General features: G+C 44.9%; 13 protein-coding genes. 3 read left to right on the forward strand and 10 right to left on the reverse strand.

What is annotated here, in order from left to right:
• Window positions 1–33: 33 nt before the first annotated feature.
• From rseP to rpsB, 8 genes are all read right to left on the reverse strand, one after another.
• Window positions 34–1,392, reverse strand: a complete 1,359-nt coding sequence (gene rseP / locus B9J84_RS06285) for a sigma E protease regulator RseP (protein ID WP_013856210.1) — start codon at window positions 1,390–1,392, stop codon at window positions 34–36.
• Window positions 1,389–2,597, reverse strand: coding sequence for a 1-deoxy-D-xylulose-5-phosphate reductoisomerase (gene ispC, locus B9J84_RS06290; protein ID WP_094123769.1), 1,209 nt, complete (start codon window positions 2,595–2,597; stop codon window positions 1,389–1,391). Before ispC ends, rseP begins: the two co-directional genes overlap by 4 nt.
• 48 nt (window positions 2,598–2,645) lie before the next feature.
• On the reverse strand, window positions 2,646–3,488 hold the full coding sequence (locus tag B9J84_RS06295) for a phosphatidate cytidylyltransferase (protein ID WP_017047317.1): 843 nt from the start codon (window positions 3,486–3,488) through the stop codon (window positions 2,646–2,648).
• 13 nt (window positions 3,489–3,501) lie between these two features.
• Complete coding sequence (locus B9J84_RS06300; protein ID WP_013856207.1) at window positions 3,502–4,257, reverse strand: isoprenyl transferase; 756 nt, start codon at window positions 4,255–4,257, stop codon at window positions 3,502–3,504.
• 95 nt (window positions 4,258–4,352) lie between these two features.
• A complete protein-coding gene (frr, locus tag B9J84_RS06305) occupies window positions 4,353–4,910 on the reverse strand; it encodes a ribosome recycling factor (RefSeq protein ID WP_010320122.1) in 558 nt (185 codons plus the stop codon).
• Between the two features lie 35 nt (window positions 4,911–4,945).
• A complete protein-coding gene (gene pyrH, locus B9J84_RS06310) occupies window positions 4,946–5,677 on the reverse strand; it encodes a UMP kinase (RefSeq protein WP_010320123.1) in 732 nt (243 codons plus the stop codon).
• A 152-nt stretch (window positions 5,678–5,829) separates the two neighbouring features.
• On the reverse strand, window positions 5,830–6,675 hold the full coding sequence (gene tsf, locus B9J84_RS06315) for a translation elongation factor Ts (RefSeq protein ID WP_013856205.1): 846 nt from the start codon (window positions 6,673–6,675) through the stop codon (window positions 5,830–5,832).
• 128 nt (window positions 6,676–6,803) lie between these two features.
• Entirely contained in the window at window positions 6,804–7,535 is a 732-nt protein-coding gene (gene rpsB, locus B9J84_RS06320; RefSeq protein ID WP_013856204.1) for a 30S ribosomal protein S2, read from the reverse strand.
• 384 nt (window positions 7,536–7,919) lie between these two features.
• Between rpsB and map the strand changes: the two genes are divergently transcribed.
• From map to B9J84_RS06335, 3 genes are all read left to right on the forward strand, one after another.
• The gene (map, locus tag B9J84_RS06325; RefSeq protein WP_017044011.1) at window positions 7,920–8,762 is read left to right on the forward strand and encodes a type I methionyl aminopeptidase; all 843 of its coding nucleotides are present in this window, start codon (window positions 7,920–7,922) and stop codon (window positions 8,760–8,762) included.
• Between the two features lie 117 nt (window positions 8,763–8,879).
• On the forward strand, window positions 8,880–11,504 hold the full coding sequence (glnD, locus tag B9J84_RS06330; RefSeq protein WP_013856202.1) for a bifunctional uridylyltransferase/uridylyl-removing protein GlnD: 2,625 nt from the start codon (window positions 8,880–8,882) through the stop codon (window positions 11,502–11,504).
• Between the two features lie 128 nt (window positions 11,505–11,632).
• On the forward strand, window positions 11,633–12,016 hold the full coding sequence (locus B9J84_RS06335; protein WP_026027637.1) for a DUF3461 family protein: 384 nt from the start codon (window positions 11,633–11,635) through the stop codon (window positions 12,014–12,016).
• A 144-nt stretch (window positions 12,017–12,160) separates the two neighbouring features.
• Here the strand turns inward: B9J84_RS06335 and pgpA are convergent, their stop codons facing one another.
• Together pgpA and thiL are read right to left on the reverse strand one after the other, a co-directional pair.
• Complete coding sequence (pgpA, locus tag B9J84_RS06340) at window positions 12,161–12,664, reverse strand: phosphatidylglycerophosphatase A (protein WP_047689286.1); 504 nt, start codon at window positions 12,662–12,664, stop codon at window positions 12,161–12,163.
• Window positions 12,661–13,635: a thiamine-phosphate kinase gene (gene thiL, locus B9J84_RS06345; protein ID WP_094123770.1), complete on the reverse strand. Its 975-nt coding sequence runs from the start codon at window positions 13,633–13,635 to the stop codon at window positions 12,661–12,663. Before thiL ends, pgpA begins: the two co-directional genes overlap by 4 nt.
• Window positions 13,636–13,672 lie beyond the last annotated feature (37 nt).

Raw genomic sequence — 13,672 nt, forward strand, 5'->3', positions numbered from 1 at the left:
TCCTTGCTACAACTTCTGCCTAATGGTTACAAATCACAGGCGACTAAAATCATTAAATATTGCCACAGCCATCAAAGAAAAGATGATCGCCCCACCAATTCGGTATCCCATTTCTTGAATCTTCTCTGGGACAGGACGACGAATAACTGCTTCAATTGCAAAAAACAGTAAGTGTCCGCCATCTAACATTGGCAGTGGTACTAGATTGATAATGCCTAAGTTGACACTAATCAGAGCCAGAAAACCCAAGAAATAGACCAAACCATAGTCAGCGGTAGTTCCTGCTCCTTTGGCAATCGAAATCGGCCCACTCAGATTATTCAACCCCACATCACCGACCACCAGTTTTTTCAACATGCTGACGGTTAAGTTGATCACTTGCTGTGTTTTTTCAACCGCTTTTCCGACTGATTCAAATACACCATATTGCAGCTCAAATCGATAACTTTCCGGCCATTCTGCGACTTTAGGAGCGATTCCCGCAAAACCTATCGTTTTGCCTTGCGGTAACTCACGAACGTCAGGCGTAAGCTCGATAGTCAAGCGTTGTTCATCACGCACAACAACCAATGAAACTGGCTGATTGGGATGGCTTTGTATCAACTCCACAACTTGCTGCCAATGGTTTATCTTCGCACCGTTGGCTTCGATCAAGGTGTCGCCAACTTCTAACCCGGCCTTCTCGCCGGCGCTGCCTTGAGAAACATTGGTTAGCGTCAGCGATATTTCAGGAACAAATGGTTTAAAACCTAACGCTCCCATAGCAGACTCTGTTTCTGGGTTAAAGTTCCAAGAACGGATATCTAATGTTTTGATTTCATCCACACCAATTTCATTATTGGTTCCGACGGTGAGCGTTAATTGTTCATCACCAATATGGCTAATCAGCCCCATATTGACCGATTCCCAATCTAAGGTATTCACTCCTGAGACTGCTTTGATCTGCATTCCTGACTCTAAACCCGCTTGAGCGGCGATCGATTGCGGGGCAATTTCGCCAATCACAGGTTTTACCGCTGGAACACCAATTAAGAACACGAGCCAATAGGCAAAAATGGCGAAGAAAAAGTTAAAAGCAGGCCCAGCACTCACGACAGCGACACGTTTCCACAATGGTTTTTGGTCAAAAGCTAAGGGTTTTAATTCAGCTGGAACATCATCAACACGGCTATCGAGCATTTTAACGTAGCCGCCGAGAGGAATAATTGAGAGGTTGTACTCGGTGCCATCTTTGGCTACTCGGCTCCAAAGTGATTTACCAAAGCCAATGGAAAATTTTTCGACTTTAATTCCGCAGCGACGTGCTACCCAAAAATGACCAAATTCATGCACAGCAACCAATATACCTAACGCAATGATGAAAGAGACGAAATTCCACAAAATACCACTCATAATAAATGCTCTTGTATGATTTGCTGGGCAATAGTGCGCGCCATTCTATCGAGCTCTAACAAGCTTTCCAAGTCATAGCAATGTAACCGAGTATGTGCTGCACACACTTTTGACAATACACGTTCATTAACTTGTGCGATATCGGTAAAACGAATTTGCTTATTTAAAAAAGCTTCAACGGCTATTTCGTTGGCTGCATTTAAAGAGGTGGTGGCATGTTGCCCTTGATAGCAAGCATCAATCGCCAATCCCAAACAAGGATAACGCTCGTAGTCCACATCCATAAAACTCAAATTACTTAATTTGGTAAAATCCAGTGCCGGAACACCCGCAGTAATGCGTTCTGGATAAGAGAGAGTTAAAGCAATTGGCGTGGACATATCGGGTTCCCCCATTTGCGCAAGCACCGAACCATCGCGGTACTGCACCATAGAGTGGATCACCGATTGTGGGTGGATTAACACTTTTAATTGCTGTTTCGATGCATTAAACAGCCACTTAGCTTCAATATATTCCAAACCTTTGTTCATCATGGTAGCGGAATCAACCGAAATTTTCGGCCCCATCGACCAGTTAGGATGAGCAATCGCTTGCTGTGGTGAAACATCAGCTAACGAGGATAAATCACTATAGCGAAAAGGGCCGCCAGAACCCGTGAGCAGAATATGTTGCACACCATGTTCTTGTAAATCACAGCGACCCAAAGAGCCTTGAATTTCAGGGGGTAAGCATTGAAAAATCGCGTTATGTTCACTATCGACAGGGAGCAATTCCGCACCGTGTTTTTCGACCGCATCAATAAACAATTGGCCAGACATCACCAAGGCTTCTTTGTTTGCCAGCAAAACACGCTTGCCTGCCTTTACCGCAGCCATGGTTGGTAACAAACCTGCCGCACCAACAATCGCCGCCATCACCGTATCCACCTCATCTAATGCGGCGACGTGGCACATGGCGTCTTCACCAAATAATACGGTTGTTTTTAAGTTCAGTGACTGCAATTGAGCTAAAAGCTCATCCGCCGCCTTTTGGTTTGCCATTACCGCATAAACTGGCTGCCAACGCTGGCATAGCTCACGCATTTTATTGACATTATTTCCCGCGGCTAAAGCCACAACGGAAAAGTATTCGGGATTTTGAGCCACGACTTTTAATGTGCTTGCCCCAATTGAACCTGTGGCCCCGAGAATCGTTAACTTACGCATAGCAACAACCGTGAATTAAGATTGGGGTAAGACAGCTTAACCCAAGCATTAGAAAATGAAATACAGTAGAGCAAAAACAGGAAATGCAGCCGTCAGGCTATCGATACGATCCAAAACGCCGCCATGCCCAGGAATAATATTACTGCTGTCTTTAATTCCTGAAACGCGCTTAAACATACTTTCGACCAGATCACCGAGCACAGAGATAATCACAGTCGCTAATGTAATACCGACCATCGACAGCGTGTTTGTAAACCGGATATCAAACCAATCAGCAGTAAACCACGCCACAATCAATGCCGTAATAATGCCACCAATCAACCCTTCAATGGTTTTATTTGGACTGACTGCTGGTGCCATTTTGTGCTTACCAAAACTTTTGCCCGCAAAATAAGCGCCACTGTCTGCAGCCCAAACAATTAAGCAGACAAATAGCACCAACTTAGCACCGTGGTATGGCTCACTCAAAAAGGCTTCTGCGCGTAAAAAAAGGACGCTCCAGAAAAAAGGAAGTAGCGTAAGCACACCAAAAAGGTGCCTAAGTAGATTGGATTTTTCCCACCATGGACGGGATTTAGGATAGGTAATAGCTAAAAAGCTAGAAAACAGCCACCAAGCCACCCCAACACTTAATATCACATAGTGATTCGAGTTCATGTTGGCTAGGCTAACGGCATCAGGGGAAATCAGTAGGTAACTTGCTCCACCAATGATAATGGCGGGTAACAGCGCCAGATACCTAGATGTCGAATCGATAAACTGCGTCCATTCCCATACACCGACGAGCGCCACAAGGGCCAAAACGGCCATAAATAGGGGGAGTGGCAGTTCAAAAATGCCCAGCATCACCAGTGGAGCTAATATGAGCGCCGTGATAATTCGTTGCTTCAAACTAATGGATCCTTTATTTCTGTTCCATCAATGCCTTAACCTGTTCCCCTGTGCAGCCAAAACGGCGTTCACGGTTAACAAACCAAGTCACTGCTTCAATTAAACTTTCTTCACCAAACTCAGGCCAGTAAATCGGCGTAAAGTACATCTCTGCATAGGCCAATTGCCACAACATAAAATTACTAATACGACATTCACCGCTGGTACGAATGAGCAAATCCACTTCAGGAATATCAGACATCGTTAGCGACTGTGTAATCAGCGTCTCGTCAATCTGATCAGGAGAAAGCTCACCGCTCGCCACTTTGACCGCGATAGAGCGCATTGCTTCTGTGATATCCCATTTTCCGCCATAGTTTGCGGCGATATTAACGACCATGCCACTGTTTGATGAGGTTAACTCTTCTGCCTGAGCGATTTTTGTTTGTAAGCGTGAGCTAAAACGTGTTTTATCACCAATGACTCTAAGACGCAGATTGTTCTTATGCAGCTTTTTTACTTCTGTGGATAGCACAGTAATAAATAACTCCATCAACACGCCTACTTCAGCTTCCGGACGCCGCCAATTTTCACTGCTAAAGGCAAACAAAGTAACGGCTTTAATACCCAATTTCGCTGCAGTAGAAATCGTTCTTCGGACCGCTGCTACACCATTCTTATGACCAAATACACGAGGTTTACCTTGTGCTTTAGCCCAACGGCCATTTCCGTCCATAATGATTGCGATGTGTTGGGGTAATACATCAGATGAGAGGGATGAGTTTTGCATAAGAAATTAATTGATTACCAAACTGATAGGGCAAAATAGCATAAAAAAACGCTGCACTGTGAGCACAGCGTTTTAGAAAGGCTAAAAAGAGCGAATTAAACTTCCATTAACTCTTTTTCTTTTGCAGCAAGAACTTCATCAATTCTCTTAATCGCTACATCGGTAAGTTTTTGAATCTCTTCTTGCGCTTTATGATCTTCGTCTTCAGAGATTTCTTTATCTTTCAGTAGAGCTTTTAAGTCGCCATTGGCATCACGACGAATGTTGCGAACCGCAACGCGACCACCTTCGGCTTCACCACGAACAATTTTCACCAAATTACGACGACGTTCTTCGGTCAGTGGTGGCAGTGGTACACGAATAACCGTACCTGCAGACATTGGGTTTAGACCCAAATCAGACATCAAAATCGCTTTTTCAACTTTTGGCGTCAACTCTTTATCAAAAACAGTGATCGCGAGAGTACGTGCATCTTCAGCTACAACGTTAGCGATTTGATTCAGCGGTGTCGAAGCACCATAGTAATCGACAGAAATGCCGGAGAGTAAACTTGGGTGAGCGCGACCAGTACGTACCTTAGAAAGGTTGTTTTTCAGGGCATCTACGCTCTTATCCATACGCTCTTGAGCGTCTTTCTTGATTTCGTTAATCACAAATATCACCTACTTGTTTTTTTGTTTTGGAGTGATTAGTCAGCGGTGCTAATTAGTGTACCTTCCGCTTCACCCATTACCACGCGACGTAGTGCGCCCGGTTTGTTCATATTAAATACGCGGATTGGCATTTTATGGTCACGCGCTAGCGTAAACGCGGCCAAGTCCATCACTTTTAGCTCTTTTTCAAGCACGGTTGTATAAGACAGCTTATCATACAGTTCTGCGTCTGGGTTTGCCACTGGGTCTGCACTAAATACGCCATCTACTTTTGTCGCTTTTAGAACCACATCCGCTTCAATTTCAATACCGCGCAAACAGGCAGCAGAATCAGTTGTGAAGAATGGGTTACCAGTACCCGCTGAGAAGATCACAACACGGCCTTGACGTAGTTGGCTGATAGCATCGGCCCAATTGTAATCGTCACACACACCTTTAAGAGGAATGGCAGACATCACGCGCGCATTCACATAAGCACGGTGCAAAGCATCACGCATTGCCAAACCATTCATTACGGTTGCCAGCATTCCCATGTGGTCGCCCACAACACGGTTCATGCCCGCTTCAGCAAGACCTGCGCCACGGAATAAGTTACCGCCGCCGATGACAACACCCACTTGAACACCCAGTTCAACCAGTTCTTTTACTTCCTGTGCCATGCGATCTAACACCGCAGGATCAATACCAAAACCTTCTTCGCCTTGTAGCGCTTCACCGCTAAGTTTTAACAGGATACGTTGATAGGCTGGTTTAGGGTTCGTAGTCATGGAGCTTACCTTCCAAATAGAGAGTTGTTAATTAACAGTCATGATTTAAAACTGAATACTGAATTCTAAATCATCACAATTAGTCTCAATATGCCATTCGTAAAAAGACCGCAGCCTTGGCTACGGTCTCTTTTTAGGCAAAATCGCTAGGATTAACCTTTTTGAACCATTGCAACTTCTTCAGCGAAGCTAAGTTCTTGAGCTTTCTCAATACCTTCACCAACTTCTAGACGTACGAAGTTAGTAACGGTTGCGCCTTTAGCTTTCAGCATTGCGCCAACAGTTTGAGAAGGATCCATGATGAACGCTTGACCAGTAAGTGATACTTCACCTGTGAACTTAGTCATGCGGCCTTCAACCATTTTCTCAGCAATTGCTGCTGGCTTACCAGATTGCATTGCGATTTCGATTTGGATTTCACGCTCTTTAGCCACAACTTCTGCTGGTACATCTTCAGGGTTCACGTACTCAGGTTTTGCAGCAGCAACGTGCATTGCTACGTGTTTGATGGTCTCTTCATCCGCTTCACCAGCAACCACAACACCGATACGGTCGCCATGGCGGTATGAACCTACTTTAGCGCCTTCGATGTAATGAACGCGACGGATAGTGATGTTTTCACCAATTTTAGCAACAAGAGCAATACGTGCTTCTTCAAATTTAGCTTGAAGTGCTGCGATATCTAGACGCTCAGCAAGTGCAACCGCTAGAACTTCGTTAGCGAACGCTAGGAAGCTTGAATCTTTTGCTACGAAGTCAGTTTGGCAGTTCACTTCTAGAAGTGCTGCAAAACCATCAGCTTCTTTAATTAGGATAGTACCTTCAGCTGCGATGTTACCTGCTTTTTTCGCTGCTTTAGCTGCGCCGCTTTTGCGCATGTTTTCAATTGCTAGTTCGATGTCAGCGTTTGCTTCTACAAGCGCTTTTTTACATTCCATCATACCTGCGCCAGTACGCTCGCGCAGTTCTTTTACTAGAGCAGCAGTTACAGTTGCCATTCTCTATTCCTCAGTTGATTCTGGTGGTAAAAATCAGGGGCCGATTGTTTGGCCCCTGATGCTAACTATAACTTGTTCAATGCATCAATCGTGTGACACATATAATCAAGTGTGACTCAGAGCCGCTATTATTCTGCTTCTACGAAACCGTCTTTTGCAGCAGCAAGTGCAGCTGCATCTTTGTTACGACCTTCGTTAACCGTTTCTGCAACAGCATTTAGGTAAAGCTGGATTGCACGGATTGCGTCGTCGTTACCAGGGATAATGTAGTCAACGCCATCTGGGTTAGAGTTAGTATCAACAACAGCGTAAACTGGGATACCTAGGTTGTTTGCTTCTTTAACTGCAATGTGCTCGTGATCTGCATCGATAACGAATAGTGCGTCAGGTAGACCGCCCATATCTTTGATACCACCAAGAGATTTCTCTAGCTTCTCCATTTCACGAGTACGCATTAGAGCTTCTTTCTTAGTTAGCTTATCAAAAGTGCCATCTGTTGCTTGAATTTCAAGCTCTTTTAGACGCTTGATTGACTGACGAACAGTTTTCCAGTTAGTTAGCATGCCGCCCAACCAGCGGTTGTTAACGTAGAATTGGTTGCTTGCGATAGCCGCTTCTTTAACAGCTTCAGATGCTGCGCGTTTAGTACCAACGAAAAGAACTTTACCTTTTTTCTCGCCAACTTTTTGTAGCTCAGCTAGAGCTTCGTTGAACATAGGAACAGTTTTTTCTAAGTTGATGATGTGAACACGGCTACGAGCACCAAAAATGAATGGCTTCATTTTTGGGTTCCAGTAACGAGTCTGGTGACCGAAGTGAACACCAGCTTTTAGCATGTCGCGCATTGATACAGTTGCCATTTAAAAATCCTCTATGGGGTTAGGCCTCCACATTCCCCATGTATCCGACTCCTAACATCTATTCGGTTGTTGCCGATAGTTTTATTGTTGGAGCACCCCGGAACACGTGTCGGAATGTGTGTGATTTAAAGATAATGTGTTTAGAAAGGAAGGTGGGCTTCGTCATTTCAGAAGAAAACGCACTTCGATTCCGGCGCGCTTTATACCATATTTAGCCCTTCTCTGGCTAGAAAAAAATACGACACATCATGGCCTAGGTAAGCTGTAGTTATGCAAACAATTCTTACTTACCGACAGGGATCCCTTGCGATTCATCCATGCACTGCTAGAATAACGCCCATTCGCACAGTTAAGTGCTTAAGAATTAATGCATAGAGAAAGCCGATGTCTGTAAAAATCAAAACTGCTGAAGAAATAGCCAAAATGCGCGTCGCGGGTAAACTGGCTGCCGATGTCCTTGAGATGATTGAACCGCATGTAAAAGTGGGCATCACCACTGAAGAACTTGACCAGATCTGCCACAAGTACATCACTGAAGTACAGCAAGCTATTCCAGCACCATTGAATTACCACGGTTTTCCTAAATCGATCTGTACCTCTATCAATCACATTGTTTGTCACGGTATTCCGGCAACTCAAGATACGCAGTATGGGCAATTACAGCGTCCAGCGGTACTGAAAGAGGGTGATATTCTGAACATTGATATCACAGTCATTAAAGATGGCTACCACGGTGATACCTCAAAGATGTTCTTTGTCGGTGAAGTGTCGCCAGCAGATAAGCGCCTATGTCTTGTTGCGCAAGAGTGTCTTTATATCGGCATGAAGAAGGTCAAACCCGGTGTTCAATTGGGTGAGATTGGTACTGCGATCGAAAAACACATAAAAACCAATAATAAAAATAACCCACGCCTTAAATTTTCGATTGTGAAAGATTATTGCGGCCACGGTATTGGCGCTCAATTTCATGAAGAACCACAAGTGGTTCACTATAAAAACGGCGACAGAACCGTACTGCGTGAAGGGATGATTTTCACTATCGAGCCAATGATTAATGCGGGTAAATTTGGTTGCCGCCTTGATGATGAAGACAATTGGACGGTTTACACCGCCGATGGCAAAAACTCAGCGCAGTGGGAACACACCATTTTGGTTACCGCCACTGGCTGTGAAGTGCTGACGCTGCGTGAAGAAGAAACCATTCCGCGTCTGATGCATAACGCCTAATTACATCGAACCAAAACCTTATCAATCAATATCCCTCTTGCAGGGATATTTTTTTATCTGCAGTGATTTGATACAGTCAGTCTACGTTGTGACATATCACCAGCATGGATTGCCGTTATGCCTTTTCAGTCTCCCCTCACCTTTACTGACGCACAACTCACTATCGGCGAGCTTAAACAACAACTTGAACAGTTCACTCAGTATCAGAAACATCAATTTTTGCACCACCATCCGGTCAACGACCTGGTATTAGGCCGCTCTGAATATATGGACCAACTGCTCTACAGGTTATGGGAACATTATTCATTTTCGCAGGTTCCAGACATCAGTTTAGTGGCCGTCGGAGGCTATGGCCGCGGTGAACTTCATCCTCTTTCAGATATCGATATTCTGGTCGTCTCCAATCATACTTTACCCGCTGAACTCGGCAGTAAAATTAGCGAATTCATTACCTTGTTGTGGGATTTGCGTTTAGAAGTGGGCCATGCCGTGCGTACCGTGCAGCAGTGCGCTGAAATTGGCCGTGAAGATTTAACCGTCGCGACAAACTTACAAGAAGCTCGGCTATTATGTGGTAGCGAAGAGACATTTTATAAACTCAAGATGTTGATTCATTCCGAATCGTTTTGGCCAAGCGAAACCTTTTACCGCGCCAAAATTCAAGAGCAGCGCGACCGACACGCTCGTTACCATGACACCACTTATAACCTTGAACCCGATATCAAATCGACTCCTGGAGGCTTAAGAGACATTCATACTTTAAGCTGGGTGGCTAGACGCCACTTTGGTGCAACATCACTGCTTGAAATGAGTCGTTTTGGTTTTTTAACTGATGCTGAATATCGTGAGCTAGTAGAGTGCCAAGACTTTTTATGGCGTGTGCGCTTTGCGCTGCACATTGAATTAAAACGCTATGACAATCGGCTTATTTTTGCTCATCAAGCTCAAGTGGCAGAACATCTGGGCTTTACTGGTGAAGGAAATCGCGCAGTCGAGATGATGATGAAAGAGTTCTACCGTACTCTACGTCGTGTTGCGGAACTCAACAAAATGCTCTTGCGTCTGTTTGATCAAGCCATACTCAATAACGGCGAAGAAGCCGTGGCAGAAATTTTAGATGATGATTTTCAACGTCGTGGCAACTTAATAGAAGCTCGTAAACCAGCGCTTTTCCAAGCTCGCCCTGAAACGATCTTAGATATGTTTATTCATATCGCCAATGATTCCAGCATCGAAAGCGTTGCGCCCACAACCATGCGCCAGTTGCGTACAGCCAGAAGGCGGCTCAATAAATTCCTACACACCATTCCCGAAGCGCGTGAAAAATTCATGGCATTGGTACGTCACCCTAACGCACTACATCGTGCGTTCAGCCTGATGCATAAATTAGGCGTGCTCGCCGCTTATCTTCCCCAATGGAGCCAAATTGTTGGACAAATGCAGTTCGACCTATTCCATGTTTATACGGTCGATGAACACAGCATTCGTCTTCTCAAACACATCAATACCTTTAGCTACGCACAAAATCACGATAAACACCCCATCTGTTGCGAAGTCTACCCACGTCTCCAGAAAAAGGAGATGCTGATTCTGGCCGCTATTTTTCACGACATTGCCAAAGGGCGTGGCGGCGATCACTCTGAAATCGGTGCGGTAGAAGCCTATGATTTTTGTATTGAACACGGTTTATCAAAACCTGAAGCAAAATTAGTCTCTTGGCTGGTACAAAACCACCTCTTGATGTCGGTAACGGCGCAAAGACGCGACATTTACGACCCAGATGTCATTACCGAATTTGCCAAAAAAGTGCGCGATGAAGAGTATCTCGAACATCTTGTTTGCCTGACTGTCGCGGACATCTGCGCTACTAACCCTGAGCTTTGGAACAGTTGGAAACGCACCTTACTGGCAGAGCTATATCACTCAACACAGCGGGCACTTAGGCGTGGGCTTGAAAACCCGGTAGATGTGCGCGATCGCATTCGCCACAACCAACAAATGGCATCCGCATTGCTTCGTAAAGAAGGCTACAGCGCACGCGAAATTGAAGTGCTTTGGCAACGCTTTAAAGCGGATTACTTTTTGCGTCACACTCACAAGCAGATCGCTTGGCATTGTGAGCACCTACTCAAACATAGCGACCCAAGCCAACCGCTGATCCTGATGAGCAAAAAAGCCACTCGTGGCGGCACTGAATTGTTTGTTTACACTAAAGATCAACCCGCCCTCTTTGCGACTGTGGTTGCTGAACTGGACCGTCGAAATCTCAATGTTCATGATGCGCAGATCATGTCGAGTAAAGATGGCTACGTCCTTGATACCTTCATGGTACTGGATCAAAACGGCCATGCAATTGACGAAGAGTGTCACCCATCGTTGATCAAACACCTACTCAGTGGGCTAGAAACGGGTTGGCAGAACAAACTGAAATTGCGCCGCACGCCACGTAATTTGCAACATTTTAAAGTCAAAACTAAAGTCGATTTTTTACCCACCAAAAGCAATAAACGAACCTTAATGGAATTAGTCGCACTTGATACTCCGGGACTGCTAGCAACGGTCGGAGCCACATTTGCTGACTTAAACATTAACCTGCATGGTGCAAAAATCACCACCATTGGCGAACGAGCAGAAGACTTGTTTATTCTCACCGGTTCACAAGGCGGAAAATTGAGTGAAGAAGAAGAGTGCACGTTACGTGAAATGCTGATTAAAAATGTTTCTGAACTCGCGCCAAATTAAACGGAAAAGGAAAGCGATCTGGTCCACAACTTGAACCATTGATATCACGATGAACTATCTCGGGCGAGCATGGACTGCTACATTGAAATGGTTCATTGATGTGTCACAAAATACAATAGAGGTTGCCTATGTATCCCTACCTCACCGGTTTAGGCATTCAAGATCCTAAACAGATTGAGCGCTATTCACTTCGTCAAGAAGCCCATAAAGATGTGTTGAAGATTTACTTTCATAAGCAGAAAGGCGAGCTGTTCGCTAAAAGCGTGAAATTTAAATACCCTCGACAAGTAAAAAATGTATTGGTCGATAGCGGCAGCCATCAATACAAAGAGGTGACGGAGATCAACCGTAATTTAACCTTGGTGATTGATGAACTAAATAAAATCACTAAGCCGGTTCCTATGAGTGATCTCGATCTGAAGCAAAAAATATTGACTGACTTGCGCCATTTGGAAAAAGTGGTCACGAGCAAAATCGCTGAAATTGAAGCTGACTTAGAGAAGCTAAAATAGTCTCAAGACGGTAAAGTAACTTTAGATACCCAGAGCGTCGAATAACCCTGTTTCAGATAACTCTTCACTGACAAAAAAGGTTCCCAAAGGAACCTTTTTTGTTGCTAAGTCTAAGCCGTCAGTCAATATTGAACGCTGATCATGTTATAACCAACCCGCCCAAAAGCCGACCCAATACAGCGCAATCGCGGATACAACACCAGCCACGATATCATCGAGCATAATCCCCAAACCACCATGCACTCGTTTATCTAACCAACTGATCGGCCACGGTTTGAGCATATCGAAAAAGCGAAACAGCACGAATCCAGCCACCAGCCATTTCCAATCTAAACTGGGCAATTCAAACAGTGGCACGACTAGCATTGTTATCCAAAAACCGGCAAATTCATCCCACACAATCGAACCGTGATCATGCACTTTCATGTCGTCAGAAGTCACTTGGCAAATTTTCACGCCCACCAAGCAAGCCAGCACAACCACAGCACAATACACTGTGATAGGTAGCTGTACTAACAGTAAATAAAAAGGCACTGAGGCAAGCGTTCCCATTGTGCCGGGCACGATAGGCGATAGGCCACTGCCAAAACCCGTGGCCAAAAGATGCCAAGGGTTCTTTAATGAGATTAATGCGATAGGGTTTGTCATCCGTTCACCTTAAAATGATCATAGCCGCTTAACTGCCAATTGAGTTTTTTGCCTTGATGCTGGAGCTCAAAAATACCCTGCGGGCGAATTTGGCCAATGCAACTCACCTTACAACCACAATGAGCAAGCGCACTTTCGATGGAACCTCGGTTATGCTCTGGAACAGTGAAACACAACTCATACTCTTCACCGCTGGTTAGTGCATATTGCTGGGCTATTTGTCTCTCGCCCACAAACTGCAACAGCTCTTGCGAGATAGGCAACGCACCGACATCTAAACTCACCCCAACATTTGAACGATGCAAAATATGTTTGAGATCAGACACTAAACCATCGGAAATATCAATTGCAGAAGAAGCCAAATGAAGCAATGCTTGGCCAGCAAGAATTCTTGGCGTTGAGAGATAGTGACGCTTTTCAAGCTCTTGGGCAAAAGGTTTATGGCGTAAGCTTGGGTCAAGAACCACATCGAGCCCTGCTTGGCTATCACCAAGCTCGCCAGTGACATAAACCCAATCTCCCACTTTGGCTCCACTGCGCAGCAGCGCCAATTCTTGTGGCACAAAACCTTGTACTGTCAAGGTAATGCTCAGTGGTCCTTTGGTTGTATCTCCACCAATTAGCTGAATATTGTAGTAATTCGCAAGTTCGAAAAAAGCATCACAAAAGGGTTTTAGCCATGCTTCATCGACACTAGGTAGAGTGAGTGCGAGCGATACCCAAGCAGGCGTTGCCCCCATAGCAGCCAGATCACTGATGTTAGATGACAATGCTTTATGAGCCACCCAAGCCGGATTCGCATCGGTTAAAAAATGAGTGCCTGCGACTAAGGTGTCGGTACTGATGGCGATCCGAACATTTTCTGGTGCTTTGACCAATGCACAATCATCTCCTAGAGCAAGAGAGACATCTTTACGTTGTGACTGACGGTTAGAGAAATAGGTATCGATTAAATTGAATTCACCGAACATAAAAAATTCCCTGCCCTGAGTTTTTATTATGTACATC

The organism is Vibrio sp. V03_P4A6T147, assembly GCF_002241085.1.
Lineage (GTDB): Bacteria > Pseudomonadota > Gammaproteobacteria > Enterobacterales > Vibrionaceae > Vibrio > Vibrio anguillarum.

Excerpts from the sequence above, each read along its gene's own strand:
- rseP (WP_013856210.1), bottom strand. The coding sequence starts at position 1,392 with ATGAGTGGTATTTTGTGGAATTTCGTCTCTTTCATCATTGCGTTAGGT.
- ispC (WP_094123769.1), bottom strand. The coding sequence starts at position 2,597 with ATGCGTAAGTTAACGATTCTCGGGGCCACAGGTTCAATTGGGGCAAGC.
- B9J84_RS06300 (WP_013856207.1), bottom strand. The coding sequence starts at position 4,257 with ATGCAAAACTCATCCCTCTCATCTGATGTATTACCCCAACACATCGCA.
- pyrH (WP_010320123.1), bottom strand. The coding sequence starts at position 5,677 with ATGACTACGAACCCTAAACCAGCCTATCAACGTATCCTGTTAAAACTT.
- tsf (WP_013856205.1), bottom strand. The coding sequence starts at position 6,675 with ATGGCAACTGTAACTGCTGCTCTAGTAAAAGAACTGCGCGAGCGTACT.
- rpsB (WP_013856204.1), bottom strand. The coding sequence starts at position 7,535 with ATGGCAACTGTATCAATGCGCGACATGCTAAAAGCTGGTGTTCACTTC.
- map (WP_017044011.1), top strand. The coding sequence starts at position 7,920 with ATGTCTGTAAAAATCAAAACTGCTGAAGAAATAGCCAAAATGCGCGTC.
- glnD (WP_013856202.1), top strand. The coding sequence starts at position 8,880 with ATGCCTTTTCAGTCTCCCCTCACCTTTACTGACGCACAACTCACTATC.
- B9J84_RS06335 (WP_026027637.1), top strand. The coding sequence starts at position 11,633 with ATGTATCCCTACCTCACCGGTTTAGGCATTCAAGATCCTAAACAGATT.
- pgpA (WP_047689286.1), bottom strand. The coding sequence starts at position 12,664 with ATGACAAACCCTATCGCATTAATCTCATTAAAGAACCCTTGGCATCTT.
- thiL (WP_094123770.1), bottom strand. The coding sequence starts at position 13,635 with ATGTTCGGTGAATTCAATTTAATCGATACCTATTTCTCTAACCGTCAG.